Origin of the sequence: Solidesulfovibrio alcoholivorans DSM 5433 (assembly GCF_000702665.1) — a bacterium.
Taxonomy (GTDB): domain Bacteria; phylum Desulfobacterota; class Desulfovibrionia; order Desulfovibrionales; family Desulfovibrionaceae; genus Solidesulfovibrio; species Solidesulfovibrio alcoholivorans.
This window is the reverse complement of record NZ_JNJA01000002.1, coordinates 291,687-314,089: the sequence shown is the minus strand read 5'-3', so window position 1 is coordinate 314,089 and position 22,403 is coordinate 291,687. Positions and strand designations below refer to the sequence as shown.

Here is a 22,403-nt window from a genome sequence, read left to right as displayed (position 1 = left end):
CCATCCTTAGGAGGGCCTGGAAAGCCACAACACGAAATCGTTCTTGTTCTCGCCCGGCCAGGGCGCGCCCGGGGCCGGGCTCTGCTTGTTGACGATGAGCCCCTGCCCTTCGAGCTTGGGCACGATGCCCTTTTGCATGAGGATTTCCACGGCCTTGCGCAGGGGCATGCCGGAAAAATTGGGTACGGAGTGGACCTCGACGGCCTTGACCTCCGTGGGCGTGGACTGGGCGATCTCCATGATCTCCTTGTCGGCGCTCGTGGGCCCCTTGGCCTGTTCGGCGCGGGCCGCCTGGCCCGCCTGGCCTGCCGGCACGGCCGGCGCGGTCTGGGCCGGGCCCGCCGACGCGGCGGAAGCCTGGACCGTCTCGGGCATGCGGCCGAGGTAGGACAACGTGCGCAGCGTCATCTCCCGCACCGCCGGCGCGGCGACGACCCCGCCGTAGTGGCTCGGCTCGGGTTCGTCAACCATGACCATGACGATGTACTCCGGCGTGATCGCCGGCACGAAGGCGACGAAGGAGCCGAGATATTTGTTGCCGTACCCGCCGTGGGCCGCGGCCTTCTGGGCGGTGCCGGTCTTGCCGCCGATCTCCAGGCCCGCGATGCGCGCCGTTTTGCCGGTGCCGTGTTCCTCGTTGACCACGTCGCGCATCATGCGTTCCACGGAGCGGCAGACGTCGACGTCGAAGACGCGGTAAGGCGCACGCTTGGGCATGGTGTCGTCGGGGTCGGCCACGAGCTTCAGCGGCTTGTACACGCCGTCGTTGGCCAGGATGAGAAAAGCCTGGGCGAGCTGGACCGGGGTGACGGCCACGCCCTGGCCGAAGGATTGCGTGGCCACGTCCAGGGGAGACCAGGACTTGAGCGGACGCAGCAGCCCCTTGCCCTCGCCGGAGATGGGCAGGCCCGTGGGGCGGCCGAAGCCGAGCTTTTCGAAATAGGAATGCAGCCGCGTCGCGCCGAGCTGGAGGCCGATCTTGGCCGCGCCGATGTTGCTCGAAACGCGCACGATCATGCTGACGGGCAGCACGCCGTAGGAGTGCGTGTCCTTGATGACGCGGCTGGCGAAGGAGAACTTGCCGTTTTCGCAATTGAACGTCGAGGTGGGCTTGACCACGCGCTCCTGGAGCGCCGCGGCCACGAGCAGGGGCTTCATGGTGGAGCCGGGCTCGAACACGTCCAGGGCGGCGTGGTTGCGGGCGATGCGCGGGCTGATGCCGCGCCCTACGTTGGGGTTGAAGAAGGGGTAGTTGGCCATGGCCAGGATCTCGCCCGTGGGCACGTGGACCACGATGGCCGTGCCGGCCTTGGCGTTGTTGGCGGTGACGGCCTTTTCCAGCTCCTCCTCGGCGAAAAACTGGATCTGGGAGTCGATGGTCAGGCGCACGCCCTTGCCGTTGACATCGTTGAGCTCGCGTCCCTGGGAATCGAAAAAGAAGCGGCGGCCCGAGGCGTCGCGCTGCACCACGTATTTGGCCTGGCGGCCGGTGAGGCGCTCGTCGAAGGCCTTTTCCATGCCTTCCAGGCCCACGTCGCCGACGCCGACGAAGCCCATGAGCTGGCTGGCGAGATGGCCGTTGGGATAAAACCTGGCGAATTCCTTGGTGAAATACACACCGGGCAGTTTCGCTTCGCGGATGCGGGCGGCGGTACGGTCGCCCACGCGCCAGGAAACGTAGACCATGGAGGAAGAGCTTTGCAGCTTCTTGAGCACCCGCTGTTCCTTCATGTGCAGCACTTTTGACAGGAAGGCGGCGGTCTTTTCCGGTTCCTCGATTTCCTTGGGCCGCACGAACAGGGCCTCGACCTCGACGCTTTTGGCGAGCAGCCTGCCGCCCCGGTCGTAGATCTCGCCCCTGGCCCCCTTGTCCACCTCCGAGGCCAGATGCTGCCGAATGGCCTTTTCCGCCAGCTCCGGGCCGGCCACGATCTGGAGATAGCCCGCCCGGGTCCACAGCCCGAGCCAGGCCAGACAGAAAAAAACACCCACGCACGTGAGCTTGACCCGGCTCCAATCCCGGACGGTCTGTTGCTGGCGATCGACCTTCGAAGCGCGCATGCCTGCTCCCGCGTCCCTTACGGCGTCCCGACGGCTTTGGCCCGGGACTTCTCCCTGGGCTTCGTTTTCGCGGCAGGCGGCGCATCCGGCGACGCCTTGGCCTGGCCCTTCGGCCGGGAATCGTCCGAAATGGCCACGAGCGGCGATGCCTCCACCGCGCCGTCCGGCCCCACGCGGCGGATCTGTCCCGGCCGCGCCGGCCCCAGGCCGTAATCCCGCGCCACCTCGCGCAGGCGCGAGGGCGTGATGAGCGTGTTGCGCTCCACTTCGAGCTTGGCGGCCAGGGCTTCGACCTCGTCGATCTGCCGCTGCATCTTGTTGAGCTCGTACGCCAGATCGACCCGCTCGATGTTGAGCCAGACGAGCCCCAGGCCGAAGACCAGCAGCAAGACCAGGCTAAACGCCATGGATATCGCCCATTCCCGCGAAAGCGTGCCCATCTCCCCTCCTCGGTCTCCAGCGTCGGCGTCGCGCCGCACGCCCCCCTCAGGCGTCCGGCAGCCGCTCGGCCACCCGCAGCTTGGCGCTTCGCGCCCGCGAGTTGGCCGCCACTTCTTCTTCGCCGGCCATGACGGGCTTTTTCGTCAGGATGCGGTAGCGCGCCCTGTGGCCGCACACGCACACCACCTGTTCGCGCGGGCACACGCAGTCCGTGGCCTCCGCGCGAAAGGAGTGCTTCACCATCCTGTCCTCGAGGGAATGAAAGGAGATCACAGCCACCCGCCCCCCCGGGGCGAGATGGTCGGGAATGGCCCGCAAGAACTCCTTCAACTCCCCAAGCTCGTCATTGACCGCCATGCGCAGGGCCTGGAACGTCCGGGTGGCCGGATGCTGCCTGGCCGTCGCCCGCCACTTGGCCGGGTAGGCCGCCGCCACGATCTCGGCCAGACGGGCCGTGGTGGTGATGGCGGCTTCCTCCCGGGCGGCGACGATGGCGCGGGCGATGCGCCCGGCCTGCGGATCCTCGCCGTACTCCCGGATGAGGTCCCGAAGCCGCGCAAAGGACGCCAGGTTGACCAGCCCTTCGGCGCTCTCCCCGCCGTCCTCGGCCCCCATGCGCATGTCCAGGGGGCCGTCGTGCAAAAACCCGAAGCCGCGCTCCGGGTCGTCGAGCTGCAAGGAGGACACCCCCGCGTCCAGCAATGCGGCATCGACCTTCTCCCACCCCGCCTCCGCCAGGGCCGCCGGGAACCGACTGAACGGCGCGCGCACGAGGCGCACCCGCTCGCCGTATGCCGTAAGGCGCCGCCCGGCCTCGTCCAGGGCCTCCCTGTCCCTGTCGAGCCCGAGCAGCCAGGCATCGCCCCCGGCCGCTTCGAGCATCCCCCTAGAATGCCCGCCAAGCCCTGTGGTGGCGTCCAAAATTTTCATGCCCGGCCGGATGGCCAGGAACTCCAGGACCTCCTTGAGCAGGACCGGGACGTGTACGGGCGCGGACAACATCGGCGGGCCTAGAGCTTGATCTTGACGCCCAGGTCGGCCAGGGCGGCCAGATCCGCGTCGATGCGCAGGCCCACCTGCCGCCGCCGCTCTTCGAACTTGGTCTGGTTCCAGATTTCGAACTTCTCGCCCACGCCGGCGAGCACCAGATCCTTGTCCAGCTGCGCGTAAGTGCGCAGGTACGGCGGCACCAGGATGCGCCCCTGCTTGTCCAGCGTCACCTCCATGGCCCCGGAGATGAGGAACCGCTCCAGGTCGCGGATGCGCGGGTCGAGCTTGTTGCCCTCCGCGAAGCTGGCCTCCACCTGCACCCAGACGTCCATGGGGTAGCCGGTGACGGCACCGTCGAAGTTGTTTGTGAGCATGATCCGGCCGTCTTCGACACGTGACAAGACCTCCTCCCGGTACTCGGGCGGCAGCATCAAGCGCCCCTTGGGGTCCAGGCTGCGGTAGGAATGGCCTCGGAACACGCGTCCTCGCTACGGCGGCTCACCACTTCTTACCACCTTTTCCCACATTTTCTCCATCAATAGCCCAGGAGTGTCAAGAAGAAACCACCCACGCCCCAAAATCCGCGCAAAACCTGGGTTCGCCGCTCCGGACCGCCGAAAAACTCCTCGAAAAAACTGGATAAAAAATCAGGAAGCGGGCATAGGGGAAAAGGGGTTCGGTTGTCGGCAGGCGCAAGCCTTGCCAGAAGGCTGCCGCAGTCGTTAGGGGTAAGACGTTGGAGGGACACGCGTTGCGGAAGCCGGCGTAGGGAGCGCGGGCATGGTGTGGACGTCAAGAAGCACCCACGGAAGGGCAGCATGCGCGACAGGGCGAGTTTGGACATTCCGGCCGGACTGGAAGAAGAATACTATCAGATCAGTCCGGACATCCTGCAGAGTTTCAGCAAGTTTCGTCCCCCGCTGAACATCTACCGTTTTCTGGAAAACGTCGGGCGGATAACGTCCTATTACAAGGTCGGCGACCGGCTTTCAAAAGAACAGACGCAGGAGTTGGCGGACCTCGTCGCCGAAGGCGTCATCTTTGTCTCTCGCGACGACCATCCCGTCTATGTCAAGCACATCAGCTACCAGCTCGACCTGGTGCTTCTCGACAAGCACCTGACCGAATCCGAAATCGCGGACATCTTCCAGATCGCGCTCACGCGGCGCATGGAAGCGTTCTTCGACCAGCCCGTGCGCCTGGTCTACGACAAGGTGCGCGACGACGCGTTGGTGCTGACGGAATACGTCTGGCAGGACTTCCACCGTTCCAAGGCCCTGGCCAAGCGGCATTACGGCACGCACAGCCTGGCCAACCACGCGGTCAACTGTACCCTGCTCGGCCTGCACCTGTTCCTGGCCGCCCAGGCGGACGGCTTCCGCGACGCGCGAAACGCCCGCACCGTTCTCGACCGCACGGTGCTGGGACTGCTCTTGCACGACCTCGGCATGACGCGGGTGCCGGCCCTCATCCGGGACAAGACGAAACCCCTTTTGCCCGATGAAATTCAAAAAATCCGGTGTCATACCATGTCCGGCTACGAGATGCTCTCCCGGCTCGACATCAAGTTCCCGGAGATGGAGCGCTGCGTGTCGGAACACCACGAGCGCCTGGACGGCTCGGGCTATCCGCAGAAGCTGAGCATGGGAAACATTTCCGAGACCGGGCTGCTCGCCGGCGTGGTCGATTCCTACTGCGCCATGACCAGCAAGCGCATCTACGCCCCGGCCATGGAGCCGCTCGCCGCGGCCAAAAAGCTGCTGGAGGAAAGCCGGCGCTACCCGGCGGACCACATCAAACGGCTGCTCGCGTTCCTGGCCGGGACGAAATAGGGCCGCCTTCCCACCTGCTTCCCACTTTTCCCACATTCTCCCACCGGGTCCGCCAGGGCCTTCAGGGAACAGCGGCGGCAACGGGCGCTCGCATGCAAAAAGAAACTCCGGACAGACCCCGGGGTTTCGCGGCATGTCGGCCGGCGCAGACGGTCTCTGCGACCTCAGCCGGCAGGCGCGCACTCGAGGCGCAGTTCGCGGAAGATCTCGCCCAGAGGCACGAATCCGAGCAGCCTTTCGCCCTCGATGACCGCGGCGAAGCGGCTGTCGGCCTTGATCATGGCGTCGAGCACGAGGTGCAGGGGATCGGACGGGGCGACGCGGGGGATGTCGCGGCGGGCGGCCTCGGCGGCCTTGCGCGACATGCAGTGGCGGCAGGCGGCGCGGTAGGTTTCCTCGAAATCGTCGTCGCCGAGGCTCGTGCGCAGACTCGCCTCCAGGGCGCAGTCGTTGATGTCGGCAAGCAGCGTGCGCAGGCTGACCACGCCCCAGAACCGGCTCCGGCGCATGACGGCCACGGCGTCCATATCCGGGCTTTTCTTCAAATGATCCCGCAGCTTGTCTGCCACGGCGGACAATTCCTCCTCGGCATCGACGGCAACGACATCGGTGCGCAAGGCGTCAAAGGCGCGTTTGCTTATCATGGGCTCTCTCCGGCTGGCGTGGTGCGCCAAGGGTACCCGGCTTCGCCCGGATTGGAAAGGGAAGCGGCCGGCTTTTTCTGGCGCGGCGGGCCGTTTTGCCGTATCTTGCCACGCGATGTCCGTATCCGCCAACCTGCGAGGTTTCCCATGCGCGCCCGCGCCCTTTTCACGTTTTTCGCCCTGCTTTCGCTGCTCGCCCTGGCCGCCCTGCCGGCCTTTGCCGAAGAAATCGACTGCGTCACCACCGAATGGAAGCTGCTCGGCGCCAACCACAAGGTCTGCGTCAACGCCTTCGACGACCCCGAAGTGCCCTGCGTGACCTGCTACATGAGCCAGGCGCGCACCGGCGGCATCTCCGGGGCCGTGGGCCTGGCCGAGGATCCCTCGGAGTTCTCTCTGGATTGCCGCCAGACTTGCGCGGTGGTCCTTCCTGAAAAATTCCCCAAGAAAAAGAAGGTGTTTTCCGAAGGGACCTCGGTGCTGTTCAAGGACACCCAGGTCACGCGCTTTTTCGACGAAAAGCGCAAGGCGCTGATCTACTTAGCCGTGAGCCGCAAGATCGTGTCCGGTTCACCCAAAAACTCCATCTCCACCGTGGTCATCCGCTAACGCGCCGCGCCCCATGTCCAGCCGCGATCCCGTAACCGTCGGCGTGGTCCTGGTCGACGACGACGGGCTCGTGGTCGAAGCCGACATCGAAGCCCGCCGGATGCTCGACCTCGAACTGGCCGGCGAAAGCGCGCCGAAATGGCGCGCCCTGGGGCTTTCGGAGTCCATCCACAGCCCGCCGGCCGGGCAGGGCCGCCTCGTGCGCCGCGACGCCGCGGACGGCTCGCCGCGCTGGTTCCTCCTGTCCAAACGGCCGCTGCGCCTCGGCGGCGAGCCGCTCTACGTCTTCAGCCTGGCCGACATGACCGGGCTCGTCGGCGAGCTCGACAAATACGAGGGCTTTTTCACCAACGCGGTGGAAGGCATTTTCCAGTCGAGCCCCGAGGGCCGCTTCCTGTCCGTCAACCCGGCCCTGGCCCGCATCCTCGGCTACACCGGCCCAGAGGACATGATCACGGCGCTCACCGACCTGCGCGAGGAACTCTACGTGGACCCGGCCGACCGGGACAAGCTCCTGGAGGGGCTCGCCCGAGACGGCCAGGTGACGGGACTCGAGACGCGATTTTACCGCAAGGACGGCACGGTCAAGTGGATCTCCCAGGCCGCCCGCGTGGTGCGCGACGAGACGGGCGCGGTGCGCTACATCGAAGGGCTCAACATCGACATCACGGCGCGAAAACGCGCCGAGGAAGCCTACAACGACATCCTGGAGCGCTACCGCTCCATCGTCACCGGCAGCATCGACGGCGTGATCCTGTGCGGCGCGGCCGGCAACATCCTCACGGCCAACCCCGAAACCGAACGCATCTTCGGTCTGTCCGAGTCCGAACTCGCCCTCGCCGGGCTTTCGGGCGTCATCGACGACGAAGACCGGGCCCTGGCCCGGGCGCTGGCCTGCCTCGGGGCCACAGGCCGCTTTCGCGGGGAGCTTTCGGGCCTGCGCCCGGACGGGACGCGCATCCCCTTGGAGGTCTCGGCCAGCGGTTTCCCGCACAAGGGCGGCCCGGACCACGGCGTGTGGATCGTGCGCGACGTCACGGACCGCAAGCGGGCCGAGGACGTGCTGCGCGAATCCGAAGAGAAGTTCCGCCGCACCTTCGACCAGTCGCCCATCGGCGCGAGCATCCTTTCGCTCGACTACCGTTTCCTGCGCGTCAACGACGCCCTGGCGCGCATCACCGGCTACGCCCAGAGCGAGCTGCTCGAGAAGTCCATGCTCGAGGTCACCCACCCCGAGGACGTGCCCGAGACCATCGCCTGGGCCGAGCGGCTGCTGGCCGGGGAATTCGACCGCTACGAGATCGACAAGCGCTACGTGCGCGGCGACGGCGGCATCGTCTGGGTGCACCTGTCCGTGCGGCTGATCCGCGACGTGGCCGGCAGGCCGCTCTATTTCATGCCCATGGTCCAGGACGTGACCGAGCGCGTCAAGGCCGAGGCCGGCATGCGCGCGCTTCTGGCCGAAAAGGAATCCCTGCGCTTAAACCTCGAAGCGGTCTTTCGCGCCATCCCGGACGCCCTCGTGGTGGTGGACACGCGCATGCGCGTGATCCGCACCAACCGGCCGCTCACCGACGTCTGTTTCGTCGGCGACATCAAGACCGGCCCGGGCGGGCAGCAGGTGGTGGCCGGGGCCTGCCGCCGGGGCTGCTTCGCGGCGCTTCGCGAGACGCTTTCCACCCAGAAGCCGGTCATCGAATACCGCGTGGAGTGCAAGGGGCAAAACCCGGGCCGCGTCGTGGTCATCAACTCCATGCCGCTGACCAGCGAAACAGGGGAATTCGACGGCGCGGTGCTCATCATCCGCGACATCACACGCCTGGCCGACCTGGAAAAGCGCCTGACCGACCTGCACGGCCACCGGGGCATGATCGGCAAATCCAAGGCCATGCGCGACATCTACACCGTGCTCGACCAGCTCGCCGATGTGGACACCACCGTGCTCGTCACGGGCGAATCCGGCACGGGCAAGGAGCTCGCCGCCGAGGCCATCCATTACGGCGGGGCGCGCTCGCGCAAGCCGCTGGTCAAGGTCAACTGCTCCGCGCTTTCCGACGAACTGCTCGGCAGCGAGCTGTTCGGCCACGTGCGCGGCGCGTTCACCGGGGCCATCCGCGACAAGGTCGGCCGGTTCGAGGCGGCCCAGGGCGGCGCGATCTTTTTGGACGAAATCGGCGACATCTCGCCGCGCCTCCAGCTCGGGCTCCTGCGCGTGCTCGAAAGCAAGGAGTTCGAGCGCGTGGGCGAGGCCAAATCGCGCAAGGCCGACGTGCGCGTCATCGCCGCGACCAACGTGGACCTGCCCGAACGCATCCGGGCCGGGCTTTTCCGCGCCGACCTCTACTACCGGCTCAAGGTGGTGGAGGTGCGCCTGCCGCCGCTGCGCGACAGGACCGAGGACATCCCGCTTCTGGCCGAGCACTTCATGCGCCAGTTCGCGGCCAGCTTCGGCAAGACCATCTCGCGCCTGTCCGAGGAAGTGATGGGCGTGCTCATGGCCTACCCGTGGCCGGGCAACGTGCGCGAGCTCAAGTACGCCATGGAACATGCCTGCGTGCTGTGCCGCGCAGGCGAGATCGAGCCCGGGCACCTGCCGCCCGACCTGCTCGCGCCCGCGCCCCGGCGCGACGTCGACGCGCCTGCCCCGCCGCGCCGGGGCGGGCTCACGCGCGAGGCGGTGCTCGGCGCCCTGCGCGAGGCCGGCGACAACCGGTCGCGGGCGGCGCGGCTGCTCGGCGTGGACCGCCGCACGCTCTATCGCAACATGGAGCGTCTGGGCGTCGCCTGAGCCAAAGTGTGGCGTGCGCCACAGTCTTACGCCCCATATGTGGCGCAAACGCCACACTATTCCGCCACACCTCCCTCGGGCTTTGGCGCGACTCTCCATTCCAACATTCCGTTTTAAAACAGAAAATAAAGTCGAAGCCGAATATTGCGTTTGGCACGATCATTGCCCTTAGTCGGCCATCGCACACGGGCTCGCCTGGCCCCGCGCGGCGGCGTCACACGGACGCGCCGACGACGGTGGCGTACGGGCGCAAACGGCAACGCCCCCGAAGGGCGCGAAACCGACCCCCCGGCCATGTTGACCGCGGGGCCCCGAGGAAGGAGCAGCCTCCATGAGCGGCCACAAAGCCATTTACAAATCCCTCTATTTCTGGGTCATCTTCGGTATCGTCGCCGGCATCATCCTCGGCCTCGTCCCGGCGACCAAGGGCTTCGCCGAAAGCATGCAGCCCTTCGGCACGGCGTTTATCCGCATGGTCAAGATGATCATCGCGCCGATCATCTTCTGCACCGTGGTCACGGGCATCGCCAAGATGGGCGACATGGGCAAGGTCGGCCGCGTGGGCATCAAGTGCATGCTCTACTTCTGGACGATGACGCTTTTCGCCCTGGCCATCGGCTTGGTCATCGTCAATCTGTACAAGCCCGGCGCGGGCATGGACGACTACGCCGCCAAGATGCAGTCCAACCAGACCGAGGTGGCCAAGGTCGAGGCCTACGCCGGCAAGGCCAAGAAGATGTCCACCGTGGACTTCCTCATGAACATCGTGCCGACCTCGGTCGTGGACGCCTTCGCCAAGGGCGATATCCTGCAAGTGCTCTTCTTCTCCATCCTCTTCGGCGTCGCCCTGGCCAACCTCGGCGAGAAAGCCAAGAATTTCGTAAAGATCATAGACGAGTTCTCGAGGGGATTATTCAAGGTCGTCCATTACATCATGTATTTCGCGCCGTTTGGCGCATTCGGGGCCATCGCCTACGTGGTGGCCTCCCAGGGAGCCGACGCGCTGCTCAAGCTCCTCTACCTCATGCTCGGCGTCTACTCGACCTGCATCATCTTCATCTTCGGCGTGCTCTACGTGGTCTGCAGGCTGGCCGGCTTCTCCCTGTGGCGCTACCTGTGTTACATCAAGGAGGAAATCCTCCTCGTGCTCGGCACCTCCTCGTCCGAGGCGGCCCTGCCGCGCATGATGGCCAAGCTCGAGAACGCCGGCGCGGACAAGTCCGTGGTCGGGCTGTGCCTGCCCATGGGCTACTCCTTCAACCTCGACGGCACCTGCATCTACCTGACCATGGCCGCCGTGTTCCTGGCCCAGGCCACCAACACGCCGCTCGACATCGGCCACCAGCTCTCCCTGCTGGGCATTCTGCTTCTGACTTCCAAGGGCGCGGCCGCGGTCACGGGCGGCGGCTTCATCACGCTTGCCGCCACGCTGCAAACCGTGGGGCACATTCCTGTCGCCTCGCTCACCCTGCTGCTCGGCGTCGATCGCTTCATGTCCGAGGCCCGGGCCATCACCAACATGATCGGCAACGGCATCGCCACCATCGTCGTGGCCAAGTGGGAGAACGCCCTGGACGAACGCAAGCTCGCGGCCGTGCTCTCCGGCAACGACGACGAGTACGCCGACGACCCGGAAGATATGCTCATTCTTGAAGAGTCGGCGGAAGCTGCTACTGTCGCCGCCAACACCAAACCCTAACAGGACGGAGGGGAAACGATGTCCGTACCCAGCACGGCGACCCACGAGGGCCTGCCCGTCGGCAAGCTGTCGGCCTATCTCGACTGGCTGCAAATGCTCACCGGCGCGGCGCTCATCCTTTTCATGTGGTGCCACCTGATCCTGGTGTCGAGCATCCTGCTCGGGCCCAGGGTCATGAACGCCCTGGCCTGGTTTTTCGAGGCCACCTACATGGCGCAGGTCGGCGGCCCGCTCATCTTCCTGGCCTTCCTGCTCCATTTCGTCCTGGCCGCGCGCAAGATTCCCTTCGCCACCGGCCAGCAGCGCATCATGCTCGCCAACGCCAAGCGCATGCGCCACACCGACACCTGGCTCTGGGTGATCCAGGCCACGACGGCCATGGGCATCCTCATCATGGGCGGCATCCACATGTGGGTGGTCCTCACCAACCTGCCGATCACCGCCGAAAAATCCGCCGCGCGCATCCAGACCGGGTTCTGGTTCGTCTTCTACCTGTTCCTTTTGCCCATGGTCGAACTGCACGTGGGCATCGGTTTCTACCGCATCCTGGTCAAGTGGGGCTTCCTCGACCGGCCGGGGCGTTGGGTGATCAAGAAGAAGGAAAATCTTCTGACCGCCATCTTCATCGTCATCGGCCTGCTGTCGCTTCTGCGCTACTACTTCCTGCCGCTTCACTAGAGGGGGACGCCTGACCATGAATATCATTCAAACCGATCTGTTGTGCATCGGCGCGGGCTTGGCCGGCGAACGCGTGGCCATCGAAGCGGCCGACAATGGTTTCTCCGTCATCTGCCTGTCCATCGTCCCGGCGCGGCGCTCCCACTCCTCGGCCGCCCAGGGCGGCATGCAGGCGGCCCTCGGCAACTCGGCCATGGGCGAGGGCGACAGCCCCGACGTCCACTTCGCCGACACCGTCAAGGGCTCGGACTGGGGCTGCGACCAGGAGGTCGCCCGCCTGTTCGTCAACGCCGCGCCCATCGCCATGCGCCAGATGGCCTTCTGGGGCGTGCCCTGGAACCGCGTCGTGCCCGGCGAACAAACCTACTACAAGGGCGGCAAGCCCTTCACCGCCTTTGAAAAACCCGAAAACGAGGGGCTGATCCACTCGCGCAACTTCGGCGGCACCGCCAAGTGGCGCACCTGCTACACTTCCGACGGGACAGGACACTGCGTCCTTTATACGCTGGATAACAGGGCGGCCCAGATGGGCGTCAACGTCGTGGACAAGATCGAGGCCATCGCGCTGATTCACGACGGCGACACCTGCATGGGCGCCATCGCCCGCTGCCTGAAAACAGGCAAGCTCACCGCCTACGTCGCCCGCGCCACGCTCATCGCCACGGGCGGCTTCGGCCGCATCTACAGGGAGTCCACCAACGCCGTCATCTGCGACGGCGGCGGCCTCATCACCGCCCTCGACACCGGCGTGGTTTCCCTTGGCAACATGGAAGCCGTGCAGTTCCACCCGACCGGCATCGTGCCCACGGACATCCTGGTTACCGAAGGCTGCCGCGGCGACGGCGGCACGCTGCTCGACAAGAACGAATACCGTTTCATGCCGGACTACGAGCCGGAAAAGGCCGAACTCGCCTCGCGCGACGTGGTCTCCCGCCGCATGACCGAGCACATGCGCAAGGGCCTCGGCGTCCCGTCCCCCTACGGCGACCACCTCTGGCTCGACATCCGCCACCTCGGCGAACACCACATCCGCACCAAGCTGCGCGAGGTGGACGAGATCTGCCAGTCCTTCCTCGGCGTGGACCCGGTGCATCAGCTCATCCCGGTGCGCCCCACCCAGCACTACTCCATGGGCGGCGTGCGCACGAACAAGGACGGCGCGGCCTATGGCCTGAAGGGCCTGTTCGCCGCGGGCGAAGCCTCCTGCTGGGACATGCACGGCTTCAACCGCCTGGGCGGCAACTCCCTGGCCGAAACCGTCGTCGCCGGCATGCTCATCGGTGGCAAGGTCGTGGAATTCCTCAAGGGCACCGAGACCACCTTCTCCACGGCCGCCATCCGTGACGCCATGCAGAAGCAGGAAGCCCGCATCGCGGACCTCATCGCCTGCAAAAACGGCAGCGAGAACCCCTACACCGTGCGCAACGCCATGTTCGACTCCATCATGAAGGGAGCCGGCATCTTCCGTAACGGCAAGGACCTCGAGAAGTGCGTGGCCGAGCTCCAGGAAATCCTCGGGCGCGCCCGCAAGGTCGGCCTGCGCTCAAGCGGCAAGGGGGCCAACCCCGAGCTGGCCATGGCGCTCAAGATCGAAGGCATGGTCAAGCTCGCCCTGTGCGTGGCCTACGGCGCGCTTACGCGTACCGAATCGCGCGGCGCGCACACCCGCGAGGACTTCCCCGCGCGCAACGACCGCGACTGGCTCACGCGCACCCTGGCCACCTGGGCCCCGGGCGCGGACCTGCCCACCCTCAACTACGAACCGGCAACCTCGGTCTTCGAAATGCCCCCCGGCGACCGCGGCTACGGCGGCGGCAAGATCATCCCCATGGACGCGCCCAAGGAGGCGTAAAGGGAGAGGGGAAGAGGGAAGATGAAGATGCCTCCGGCGGCCAGGAGGGGGTGCCCCTCCTGGACCTCCCCGATAGGGGATGGGGGCAAGCGCGAAAGACCGTAAGGAGAATACGAAGATGGGCAGAACGCTGACATTCAATATATTCCGGTACAACCCCGCGGACACGGCCTCGTCGCCGCACATGGACCGCTTCACCCTGGACGAGACCGAGCGCATGACACTTTTCATCGCGCTCAACCGCATCCGCGAAGAGCTCGACCCGAGCCTCATGTTCGACTTCTGCTGCCGCGCCGGCATCTGCGGCGCGTGCGCCATGGTCATTAACGGCCGCCCGGGCCTGGCCTGCCACACCAAGACCAAGGACCTGCCGGACGAGATCACCCTCATGCCCCTGCCGGTCTTCAAGCTGGTCGGCGACCTCTCCGTCGATACCGGCACCTGGTTCCGGGGCATGTACCAGAAGGTGGAATCCTGGGTGCACACCGACAAGGTCTTCGACCCCAAGGCCCAGGAAGAACGCATGGACAACGCCCTGGCCGAGCAGATCTACGAGCTCGACCGCTGCATCGAATGCGGTTGCTGCGTCGCCGCCTGCGGCACGGCGCTCATGCGCGAGGACTTCCTCGGCGCGGTGGCCCTCAATCGCCTCGCCCGCTTCATCCTCGACCCGCGCGACCAGCGCACCGAGAAGGACTACTTCGACGTGGTCGGCACCGACGAGGGCATCTTCGGCTGCATGGGCCTTTTAGCCTGCGAGGACGTCTGCCCCAAGGAGATCCCGCTCCAGGAACAGCTCGGCAAGCTGCGCCGCAAAATGGCCCTGGCCGCCGTCAAAAACATCCTGCCCAAGTTCCTCAAAAAGGACTTCTAGCATGAAGACGATCCAGGCATCCGATATCACAGAAGCCGTGGCCGGCATGTGCATCGCGGCCAACCACGAGCTTCCCGCCGACGTCCAGGCCGCCTTCGAGGCCGGAAGCGCCGCCGAGGAAGCCCCGGCGGCCAAGGAGATCTTCCGCCAGTTGCTGGAAAACTCCGCACTCTCCCGCACCACCAACCTGCCGCTGTGCCAGGACACCGGACTCGGCGTCTTCTTCGTCGAGGTCGGCGAGGACGTGAAGGTGGAGGGCGGCAGCCTCAGGCAGGCCATCAACGACGGCATGGTCAAGGGCTACAAGGACGGCTACCTGCGCAAGTCCTCCTGCGACCCCTTCACGCGCAAAAATACCGGTGACAACTCCCCGGCCATCATCCACTTCGACGTCGTGCCCGGGGACGCGCTCAAAATCTGCATGATGGCCAAGGGCGGCGGTTCCGAGAACATGTCGCGCGTGACCATGCTCGCCCCGGCCCAGGGCTGGAAGGGCATCAAGGAATTCGTGGTGGGAAGGGTGGCCGAGGCCGGCCCCAACCCCTGCCCGCCGACCATCGTCGGCGTCGGCATCGGCGGCAACTTCGAGCTCGCGGCCATCAACTCCAAAAAGGCCCTCATGCGCGCCCTCGACGACCGGCATCCCGATCCCGAGATTGCCAAGCTCGAGGACGAGCTGCTCGAAGCGATCAACATGCTGGGCATCGGCCCCATGGGCCTTGGCGGCAAGACCACGAGCCTTGGCGTCAAGATCATGGTCGCGCCCTGCCATCTGGCGAGCCTGCCCCTTGCCGTCAACATCCAGTGCCACAGCGCCCGCCACAAGGAGGTCATCTTCTAATGGCCGAATACCATCTGACCACCCCGCTTTCCGACGCGGATGTGGAGCAGCTCAAATCCGGCGACGTGGTCTTCATCTCGGGCCACATCTACACGGCCCGCGACGCCGCCCACAAGCGTCTCGTGGAGGCCCTTGACGCCGGAAACGCCCTGCCCTTTGACCTGAAAGGCGCGCTCATCTACTATGTCGGTCCCTCCCCCGCGCCTCCGGGGCGTCCCATTGGCGCGGCCGGACCCACCACCAGTTACCGTATGGACACCTATGCTCCCAGGCTTCACTCCCTGGGGCTTAAGGGTTCCATCGGCAAGGGCAAGCGCAACGACGCCGTCAAGGCGGCGCTGCGCGAGCATAAGGCGGTGTATCTGGGGGCCACGGGCGGCGCCGGCGCACTGCTGTCCCAGCGCATCACCGACGCCAGGGTCCTCGCCTACGAGGACCTCGGCCCAGAGGCCATACGGGAGTTGACGGTCAAGGACTTCCCGCTTCTGGTCATAAACGACTGTCATGGCGGGGAGCTGTACGTGAAGCCAAACCTCGGCTAAGCCGCGCCGATTCGGCGCGCAGCGGAGCACCTGTCATGTCAAGCCGCATCCTGCGCAAACGAAGGCTCATCCCGGGCCAGACCACGGAACTGGTCATCGAAGCCCCGCACATCGCCGCCAAGGCGAAGCCGGGCAACTTCGTGATCCTGCGTGTCTGGGAAGACGGGGAACGCATTCCCCTGACCATCGCCGACGCGGATACGTCGGCCGGCAGCATCACCCTGGTGTACCTCATCATGGGCAAGACCACCGCCCATCTGGACACCCTGGAAGCCGGCGACGAGATCCTCGACGTGTGCGGACCGCTGGGCCGTCCCACCGAGATCCACAAGCTCTCCGGGCCCGTCATCTGCGTCGGCGGCGGCACCGGGATCGCCGCCATGCACCACATCGCCAAGGGCCATCATCTGGCCGGCAACCATGTGGTGACGATCATCGGCGCGCGCTGCGAGGATCTGCTGCTGTTCCGCGACGAACTGTGCTCCTTCTGTCCCGAGGTCCTCATCAGCACCAACGACGGCAGCTGCGGCCGCAAGGGGTTCGTCACGGACCTCCTGGTCGAGCGCCTGACGCAGGACAAGACCGTGGCCGAAGTGGTGGCCATCGGCCCCGTGCCCATGATGCGGGCCGTGGCCGAGGCCACCCGGCCGTTCGGGGTCAAGACCACGGTCAGCCTCAACTCGATCATGGTCGACGGCATCGGCATGTGCGGCGCGTGCCGGGTGGGCGTGGGCGGCGAGACGAAATTCGCCTGCGTGGACGGCCCGGAATTCGACGGCCACTTGGTGGACTTCGACGGCCTTGCGGCAAGGCTTACGTCCTTCAAGGAACAAGAACGCATCTCTTACGAGGAGTTCAGGAAAAGCCATGTCTGCCAATGCTCCAAGTAAGAAAGCGAAGACCCCCCGCACCGCCATGCCGGAACAGGACCCCGGGGTCCGCGCGCGCAACTTCGAGGAAGTGGCCCTCGGCTACACGGCCGAAATGGCCGCGGCCGAGGCGGCGCGCTGCCTGCAATGCAAGAAACCCGCCTGCCGCAAGGGCTGCCCCGTGGAGATCGACATCCCGGGGTTCATCAAACAGATTGCGGCCGGCGACCACGACGCCGCCTACGCGGTATTGCGCGAAACCAACTCCCTGCCCGCGGTCTGCGGCCGGGTCTGTCCCCAGGAAAACCAGTGCGAGGGTTCCTGCATCCTCGGCAAGAAGGGCGAGCCTGTGGCCATCGGCCGCCTGGAGCGGTTCGTGGCCGACACCTACCTGGCCAAGTCCGCCTGCGACACCGTCACCGGCGGGCCGGCCTGCGCCATGGCCCGCGACGACCTGAAGGTCGCCTGCATCGGCTCGGGACCGTCGAGCCTCACCTGCGCCGGCTACCTGGCCGCGCGCGGCATCCCGGTCACGGTGTTCGAGGCCTTGCACGAAGTCGGCGGCGTCCTCGTCTACGGCATCCCGGAATTCCGGCTGCCCAAGGCCGTGGTGCGCCAGGAAGTCGACGCCATGAAGGCGCTGGGTGTGGAATTTCGCACCAACTGGGTCGGCGGCAAGACCATCACCGTGCCGGAACTGCTGGAAGCGGGCTACAATGCCGTCTTCATCGGCGTCGGGGCCGGGCTGCCGCGTTTTCTCGGCATCCCCGGCGAAAACCTGATCGGCGTGTTCTCGGCCAACGAGTACCTGACGCGCGTCAACCTGGGCCGGGCCTACAAGTTCCCGGCCGCCGACACCCCGACCTTCCCGGCCAGGCACGTCGTCGTCTTCGGCGGCGGCAACGTGGCCATGGATTCGGCCCGCACGGCCATGCGCCTGGGCGCGGAAAAGGTGTCGCTCGCCTACCGGCGCACGGAACACGAGATGCCTTGCCGGCTGGAGGAACTCCACCACGCCAAGGAGGAAGGGCTCGAGATCCTGTGCTTAAACGCCCCCCTGGAATTTATCGGGGACGAAAACGGCCGGCTCAAGCAGATCGTGATGCAGAAAATGATGCTCGGCGAGCCCGACGCCTCCGGGCGTTGCGCGCCCGTGGCCTGCCAGGGCGACACCTGCGTCCTTAACGCCGACATGGCCATCGTGGCCGTCGGCACCGGGGCCAATCCGCTCATCAGCCAGACCACGCCGGGCCTGGAAACGTACCGCCGCGGCTACATCGTCGCCGATGCCGCCACGGGCGAAACCTCGATTCCCAATGTTTTCGCCGGCGGCGACATTGTCACCGGCGCGGCCACGGTCATTTCGGCCATGGGCGCCGGCCGCCGCGCGGCCAAAGCCATCGCCGAACGCCTGCTCGGCGCGGCCGCGGCCGACCCGCCCTCGGCCCAAACGGCGGATGATCCCGCCGACGCATAGAGCACAACCCAATACGAGGAGACCACACATGGCCCTTTTCACCAAGGAAGAAGCGCTCAAATACCATTCCGTCTGGCGCACCGGCAAAATCGAGACCGTGCCGATCAAGCCCTGCCGCAATCAGAAGGACCTCTCCCTGGCCTATTCCCCGGGCGTGGCCCAGGCGTGCCTCGAGATCGCCGCCGATCCGGAAAATGTGTGGAAGTACACCAACCGGGGCAACCTGGTGGCCGTGGTCTCCAACGGCACGGCCGTCCTCGGCCTCGGCGACATCGGCCCCAAGGCCGGCAAGCCGGTCATGGAAGGCAAGGGCGTGCTGTTCAAGATCTTCGCCGACATCGACGTCTACGACATCAACCTCGCCACCAAGGACCCGGCGAAGGTCATTGAGACGGTCAAGCTCCTCGAGCCGACCTTCGGCGCCATCAACCTCGAGGACATCAAGGCCCCCGAGTGCTTCGAGATCGAGCAGCGCCTGATCGAGATGATGGACATCCCGGTCTTCCACGACGACCAGCACGGCACGGCCATCATCTCCGGCGCGGGCATATTGAACGCCGTGGAGATCGCCGGCAAGAAGATCGAGGACCTCAAGATCGTGGTCTCCGGCGCGGGCGCGGCCGCCATCGCCTGCTCCCGGTTCTACGTCGCCCTCGGCGTCGATCCGGCCAACATCGCCATGTTCGACTCCAAGGGCCACATCAATACCGGCCGCACCGGCCTGCATCCGACCAAGGCCCAGTTCGCCCAGAAGCACGCCTTCGGCTCCCTGGCCGAGGCGTTCAAGGACGCCGACGTGTTCCTGGGCCTGTCCAAGAAGGGCCTCGTGTCCCCGGACATGGTCAAGAGCATGGCCAAAAGCCCGATCATCTTCGCCATGGCCAACCCCGATCCGGAGATCGGCTACTACGAGGCCAAGGAAGCCCGTCCCGACGCCATCATGGGCACCGGCCGCTCGGACTTCCCCAACCAGGTCAACAACGTCTCCGGCTTCCCGTTCATCTTCCGCGGCGCCCTCGACGTCGGCTCCAAGAAGATCAACGAGGAGATGAAGCTGGCCGCGGCCAAGTCCCTGGCCGCGCTGGCCAAGGAGCCGGTGCCGTCCGAGGTCATGGACATGTACGGCGAAAAGGACGTGAAGTTCGGCATCGACTACATCATCCCCAAGGCCCTGGACTTCCGCATGCTCGAATGGGAGGCCCCGGCCGTGGCCAAGGCCGCCATGGACACCGGCGTGGCCAAGCACGCCATCGACCTGGAACAGTACAAGAAGGACCTGCGCGCCCGCATCGACGCTTCGCACAAGCGCATCGACGCCTACGTCGCGACCTACAACTACGATTTCTAACCGCGACGCCGCTACGCGGTCAGAAAGGATGCTCCGGCGCGTTCTCCCGCGCCGGGGCGTCCGCCTCGAACCCCCGCTTCAGATCAGGGGCAGCAGCACCGCCGCCACGTCGTTGGCGTAAATCCCGTCTCGTTTGCCCTCTCATTCGCCGCGGGCATGACGCAGTCCTGCTTGTTGCGTATTCCTCCAGGCTGGCGGCCCCCTACGGGGGGAATTTTGGCCGTCCGGCATCCGAGCAGACGAGCCCTGCGGCATCTCCGGCGCAATCCCTTCAGGGATACCCCCATGCATCGCGGACAAGGCATGCCCTTTGCTAGGCGTATTGCATAGACACAAAGCAAGGGAGTATTTTGCCATGTCCGACGCTGGTAATCGCATCGATCTTTCCTCCGTACGTCCCATAAACGCCACACTCGAAGCGGTGCCGCTTGCCGAAGCGCCCGAAGACCTTTTCCAACAGATCATGACTGCGAAAAAGGAGATGCTCGAACTGGAATATTCCCAACATCCGGACACGTCGCGTAATCCGACGTATGCGAAATACGCGGACATCGTCGTGAACGGAAAGGTGATCGCCACAATCGACAACCACGGCTTCGTCGAGACCTCGAACGCGATGGGGGATGCCTGCGCCGACGCCATCGAAAGCGCCGACGCCAGCGCCGGCGTAACAAGCGGCCCGTTGCTCGCCCGGGCGCGGGCTGAAAAAATTGCCGCAGCCGTGCACGGGTCCATCGTCACCGCGTCGACGGCGATGTCGCAGAGTGCGTTCAACGCCGTTCCCCAGCCCAAAGTGACGGTCGATGACGCGGCGATGCGAAGGGACCCGCGGTACGCGGAACTCGAACAGCTCAAGCAGGCCCGCGCGGTATTTCTCGCGCAGCAGATGGCGCAAAACCAGGGCAGCGCGTAGCGCGGCGTCCGGGAAAGCGGCTCAGTCGAAATCCGCCAGCAGCGCGCCGACGTGCACGCGGTCGAAGAGCACGGTGCTGGCGTACTTGTTGCGCAGGCGCCAGACCGCACCCTGGAGCTGGTCGGAGTTGATACCGTTTCGCAGCGCCGTATAGGCTTCGATGAAGGCGGCCAGACTGTCGCAGACCTTGAGCAGCTCGCCGTCCTTGGGGTCGAGCGCGTCCAGGTTGCAACGCTCGTGGAGTTCCTGCGGGCTCACGCGCCGCGCGCCGTCCGCCTCGCGCACGGATTCGTGGAATTCCGAGCCCACGTCCATGCCGAGCAGATAGCCGAGCCGGTCGGCGAGGTCGGCGCAGCCGCCACGGCGCAGCACGGAAAAGACGCGCCGCTCCAGTTCCGCCTGCTCGTATGCCTTGATCATGCCGCCCAGGGGGGCCACGGATTGCTTGACCGGCGAGATGATGTCGCGGGTGAGCAGTTCCGGCATGTCGTGAACGAGGCCGGCGAAGAAGTTGTTGAGCCGGCGCGCCGGGCAGGCGTCCACGGCCAGGCTGAAGAAGTAGGCGTAGGCCGCGACCAGGAACATGTGCCCGAGCACGGAGGTTTCCGGGATGCGCGGCGTCTGGGACCAGCGAGTCTGGAAGCGCAGTTGCCCGAGGAGCCTCGCGAAATGCCCGAGCGCGGTCTTCTTGCCAGCGAAAAGCCCGTCAGCCAGGTCCGGCACGCCGGAAAGGTCCGCGAACCGGGCCAGTCCGCCGGTGAACGACGACTCGATGTCGAGCAGTTCGTCGTCCCAGGGGTTGTCACGCTTGATCAGCGAATATTCCCAGCCGCTGGCATAGAGGTGGGCGGCGTCGAGGATGCGTCGCGCCGGAGCGTCGGATTCGGGCACGGCGAGATAGGCCGCAAGCCTGCCCCAGAGGTCGTCGCCGAGTTCGCGCACGCGCGGTTCGAGCTGCCCGAGCACCCAGGCCGTCAGCTGCGCATAATGGTCGGGATTGGCCTTGATCTTGTAGAAAACCGGTGGCTTGATGTCGGTGATAACCAGCCGGTAGAGGTATTCGAACAGCCCCCCCTCGACGATCTCGAGCCCCAGCCCCAGTTTTTCCGGCAGGCTCAAATGGGCGCTGTTGCGCTCGTAGAGCATCCAGGCGACCATCATCTTATGGGCCTGCTTGTCCACCTCCACAAGGTCCATGGAACGGTGCTTGTCGTTCCAGCGTTTCATGAAGGAACCGGCGAAGAGCAGTTGGAGAAGGCTTTTGCGGACGCTGACCATGAGGGCTCCCTGGCGATGCGGCGTGCCCGGCAGTCTAGCCCGCCCCGCGGCCGTGGGCAACCTCCCTGGGCACCTCCCCGGACGACCGCGCCCTGACGGCAGGCCCGCGCATGGGCAGAGCATCCGCGGACGGCTGCCCGGACGTTCCAATCGGAAAAAAGTCTTGACTATCCCCCCCACGCCGCTTATACGGTTCCTCTTTCGAGCAACTCAGAGGAGCCGTCATGAAAACGTTTAGCCCGACGCCCAAAGATATTACCCGCAACTGGTTCGTGGTCGACGCCTCGGACAAGATCCTCGGCCGTCTGGCCACGGCCGTGGCCGTGCGCCTGCGCGGCAAGCACAAGGCGGAATACTGCCCCCACCTGGACACCGGCGACTGCATCGTCGTGGTCAACGCCGCCAAGGTGCTCACCACCGGCCGCAAGCTGGACCAGAAGAAATACTATCGTCATTCCGGGTGGATCGGCGGCCTCAAGGAAACTTCCCTGCGCGACATGCTGGCGAAGAAGCCCGAAGAGGTCATCCGCAAGGCCGTGCGCGGCATGCTGCCGAAAAACCGTCTCGGCCGGGCCATGCTCAAAAAGCTCAAGGTCTACGCCGGCGAGGCCCACCCCCACGAGGCTCAGAAGCCTGAAACCCTCGACGTGTAACCCGCCACGCGGAG

Annotated in this window: 20 protein-coding genes; 14 read left to right on the top strand and 6 right to left on the bottom strand. The window is 65.8% G+C overall.

Features of this window, described 5'->3' with window-relative positions:
- Positions 1-6 precede the first annotated feature (6 nt).
- Genes Q368_RS0104670 through mraZ form a run of 4 tightly spaced genes read right to left on the bottom strand, consistent with a single transcriptional unit; the run spans position 7 to position 3,971 of the window.
- The gene (locus tag Q368_RS0104670; RefSeq protein ID WP_029457710.1) at positions 7-2,061 is read right to left on the bottom strand and encodes a penicillin-binding transpeptidase domain-containing protein; all 2,055 of its coding nucleotides are present in this window, start codon (positions 2,059-2,061) and stop codon (positions 7-9) included.
- Positions 2,062-2,078: 17 nt separating this feature from the next.
- Positions 2,079-2,501: an FtsB/FtsL family cell division protein gene (locus Q368_RS0104665; RefSeq protein WP_029457709.1), complete on the bottom strand. Its 423-nt coding sequence runs from the start codon at positions 2,499-2,501 to the stop codon at positions 2,079-2,081.
- Positions 2,502-2,547: 46 nt separating this feature from the next.
- Entirely contained in the window at positions 2,548-3,504 is a 957-nt protein-coding gene (rsmH, locus tag Q368_RS0104660) for a 16S rRNA (cytosine(1402)-N(4))-methyltransferase RsmH (RefSeq protein WP_029457708.1), read from the bottom strand.
- Positions 3,505-3,512: 8 nt separating this feature from the next.
- Positions 3,513-3,971 carry a division/cell wall cluster transcriptional repressor MraZ gene (gene mraZ / locus Q368_RS0104655; protein ID WP_029457707.1) on the bottom strand — a complete coding sequence of 153 codons (459 nt, stop codon included), beginning with the start codon at positions 3,969-3,971 and terminating at the stop codon, positions 3,513-3,515.
- A 339-nt stretch (positions 3,972-4,310) separates the two neighbouring features.
- Here mraZ and Q368_RS0104650 point away from each other — a divergent pair, with 339 nt between their 5' ends.
- Positions 4,311-5,324, top strand: a complete 1,014-nt coding sequence (locus tag Q368_RS0104650) for an HD-GYP domain-containing protein (protein ID WP_029457705.1) — start codon at positions 4,311-4,313, stop codon at positions 5,322-5,324.
- A gap of 164 nt (positions 5,325-5,488) precedes the next feature.
- Here the strand turns inward: Q368_RS0104650 and Q368_RS0104645 are convergent, their stop codons facing one another.
- Entirely contained in the window at positions 5,489-5,968 is a 480-nt protein-coding gene (locus tag Q368_RS0104645; protein ID WP_029457703.1) for a CBS domain-containing protein, read from the bottom strand.
- 147 nt (positions 5,969-6,115) lie between these two features.
- Between Q368_RS0104645 and Q368_RS0104640 the strand changes: the two genes are divergently transcribed.
- The 12 genes from Q368_RS0104640 (at position 6,116) to Q368_RS0104585 (ending at position 20,458) form a co-directional block, all read left to right on the top strand.
- Positions 6,116-6,577: a CreA family protein gene (locus tag Q368_RS0104640; protein ID WP_029457702.1), complete on the top strand. Its 462-nt coding sequence runs from the start codon at positions 6,116-6,118 to the stop codon at positions 6,575-6,577.
- Positions 6,578-6,590: 13 nt separating this feature from the next.
- Positions 6,591-9,365 (top strand): PAS domain S-box protein, encoded by a 2,775-nt coding sequence (locus Q368_RS0104635; RefSeq protein WP_029457696.1) that lies wholly within the window; start codon positions 6,591-6,593, stop codon positions 9,363-9,365.
- Positions 9,366-9,696: 331 nt separating this feature from the next.
- Entirely contained in the window at positions 9,697-11,064 is a 1,368-nt protein-coding gene (dctA, locus tag Q368_RS0104630) for a C4-dicarboxylate transporter DctA (RefSeq protein ID WP_029457694.1), read from the top strand.
- An 18-nt stretch (positions 11,065-11,082) separates the two neighbouring features.
- Positions 11,083-11,742, top strand: a complete 660-nt coding sequence (locus Q368_RS0104625; RefSeq protein ID WP_029457692.1) for a succinate dehydrogenase/fumarate reductase transmembrane subunit — start codon at positions 11,083-11,085, stop codon at positions 11,740-11,742.
- 16 nt (positions 11,743-11,758) lie between these two features.
- Complete coding sequence (locus Q368_RS0104620) at positions 11,759-13,594, top strand: fumarate reductase flavoprotein subunit (protein WP_029457690.1); 1,836 nt, start codon at positions 11,759-11,761, stop codon at positions 13,592-13,594.
- Between the two features lie 118 nt (positions 13,595-13,712).
- The gene (locus Q368_RS0104615) at positions 13,713-14,468 is read left to right on the top strand and encodes a fumarate reductase iron-sulfur subunit (RefSeq protein WP_029457688.1); all 756 of its coding nucleotides are present in this window, start codon (positions 13,713-13,715) and stop codon (positions 14,466-14,468) included.
- A 1-nt stretch (position 14,469) separates the two neighbouring features.
- Positions 14,470-15,309 (top strand): fumarate hydratase, encoded by an 840-nt coding sequence (locus Q368_RS0104610; protein WP_029457686.1) that lies wholly within the window; start codon positions 14,470-14,472, stop codon positions 15,307-15,309.
- Positions 15,309-15,851, top strand: a complete 543-nt coding sequence (locus Q368_RS0104605; RefSeq protein WP_029457685.1) for a Fe-S-containing hydro-lyase — start codon at positions 15,309-15,311, stop codon at positions 15,849-15,851. The genes Q368_RS0104610 and Q368_RS0104605 overlap by 1 nt, the downstream gene beginning before the upstream one ends.
- A gap of 35 nt (positions 15,852-15,886) precedes the next feature.
- Entirely contained in the window at positions 15,887-16,741 is an 855-nt protein-coding gene (locus Q368_RS0104600; protein ID WP_029457683.1) for a sulfide/dihydroorotate dehydrogenase-like FAD/NAD-binding protein, read from the top strand.
- Positions 16,719-18,197, top strand: a complete 1,479-nt coding sequence (gene gltA, locus Q368_RS0104595; RefSeq protein WP_029457681.1) for an NADPH-dependent glutamate synthase — start codon at positions 16,719-16,721, stop codon at positions 18,195-18,197. The genes Q368_RS0104600 and gltA overlap by 23 nt, the downstream gene beginning before the upstream one ends.
- A gap of 28 nt (positions 18,198-18,225) precedes the next feature.
- Positions 18,226-19,545 (top strand): malic enzyme-like NAD(P)-binding protein, encoded by a 1,320-nt coding sequence (locus Q368_RS0104590; RefSeq protein WP_029457679.1) that lies wholly within the window; start codon positions 18,226-18,228, stop codon positions 19,543-19,545.
- Positions 19,546-19,900: 355 nt separating this feature from the next.
- Positions 19,901-20,458 carry a hypothetical protein gene (locus Q368_RS0104585; RefSeq protein WP_029457677.1) on the top strand — a complete coding sequence of 186 codons (558 nt, stop codon included), beginning with the start codon at positions 19,901-19,903 and terminating at the stop codon, positions 20,456-20,458.
- Positions 20,459-20,479: 21 nt separating this feature from the next.
- Here Q368_RS0104585 and Q368_RS0104580 read toward each other — a convergent pair whose 3' ends face one another.
- Positions 20,480-21,736 carry an HD domain-containing protein gene (locus Q368_RS0104580; protein ID WP_029457676.1) on the bottom strand — a complete coding sequence of 419 codons (1,257 nt, stop codon included), beginning with the start codon at positions 21,734-21,736 and terminating at the stop codon, positions 20,480-20,482.
- A gap of 224 nt (positions 21,737-21,960) precedes the next feature.
- Between Q368_RS0104580 and rplM the strand changes: the two genes are divergently transcribed.
- Entirely contained in the window at positions 21,961-22,389 is a 429-nt protein-coding gene (gene rplM / locus Q368_RS0104575) for a 50S ribosomal protein L13 (protein WP_029457674.1), read from the top strand.
- Positions 22,390-22,403: the final 14 nt, after the last annotated feature.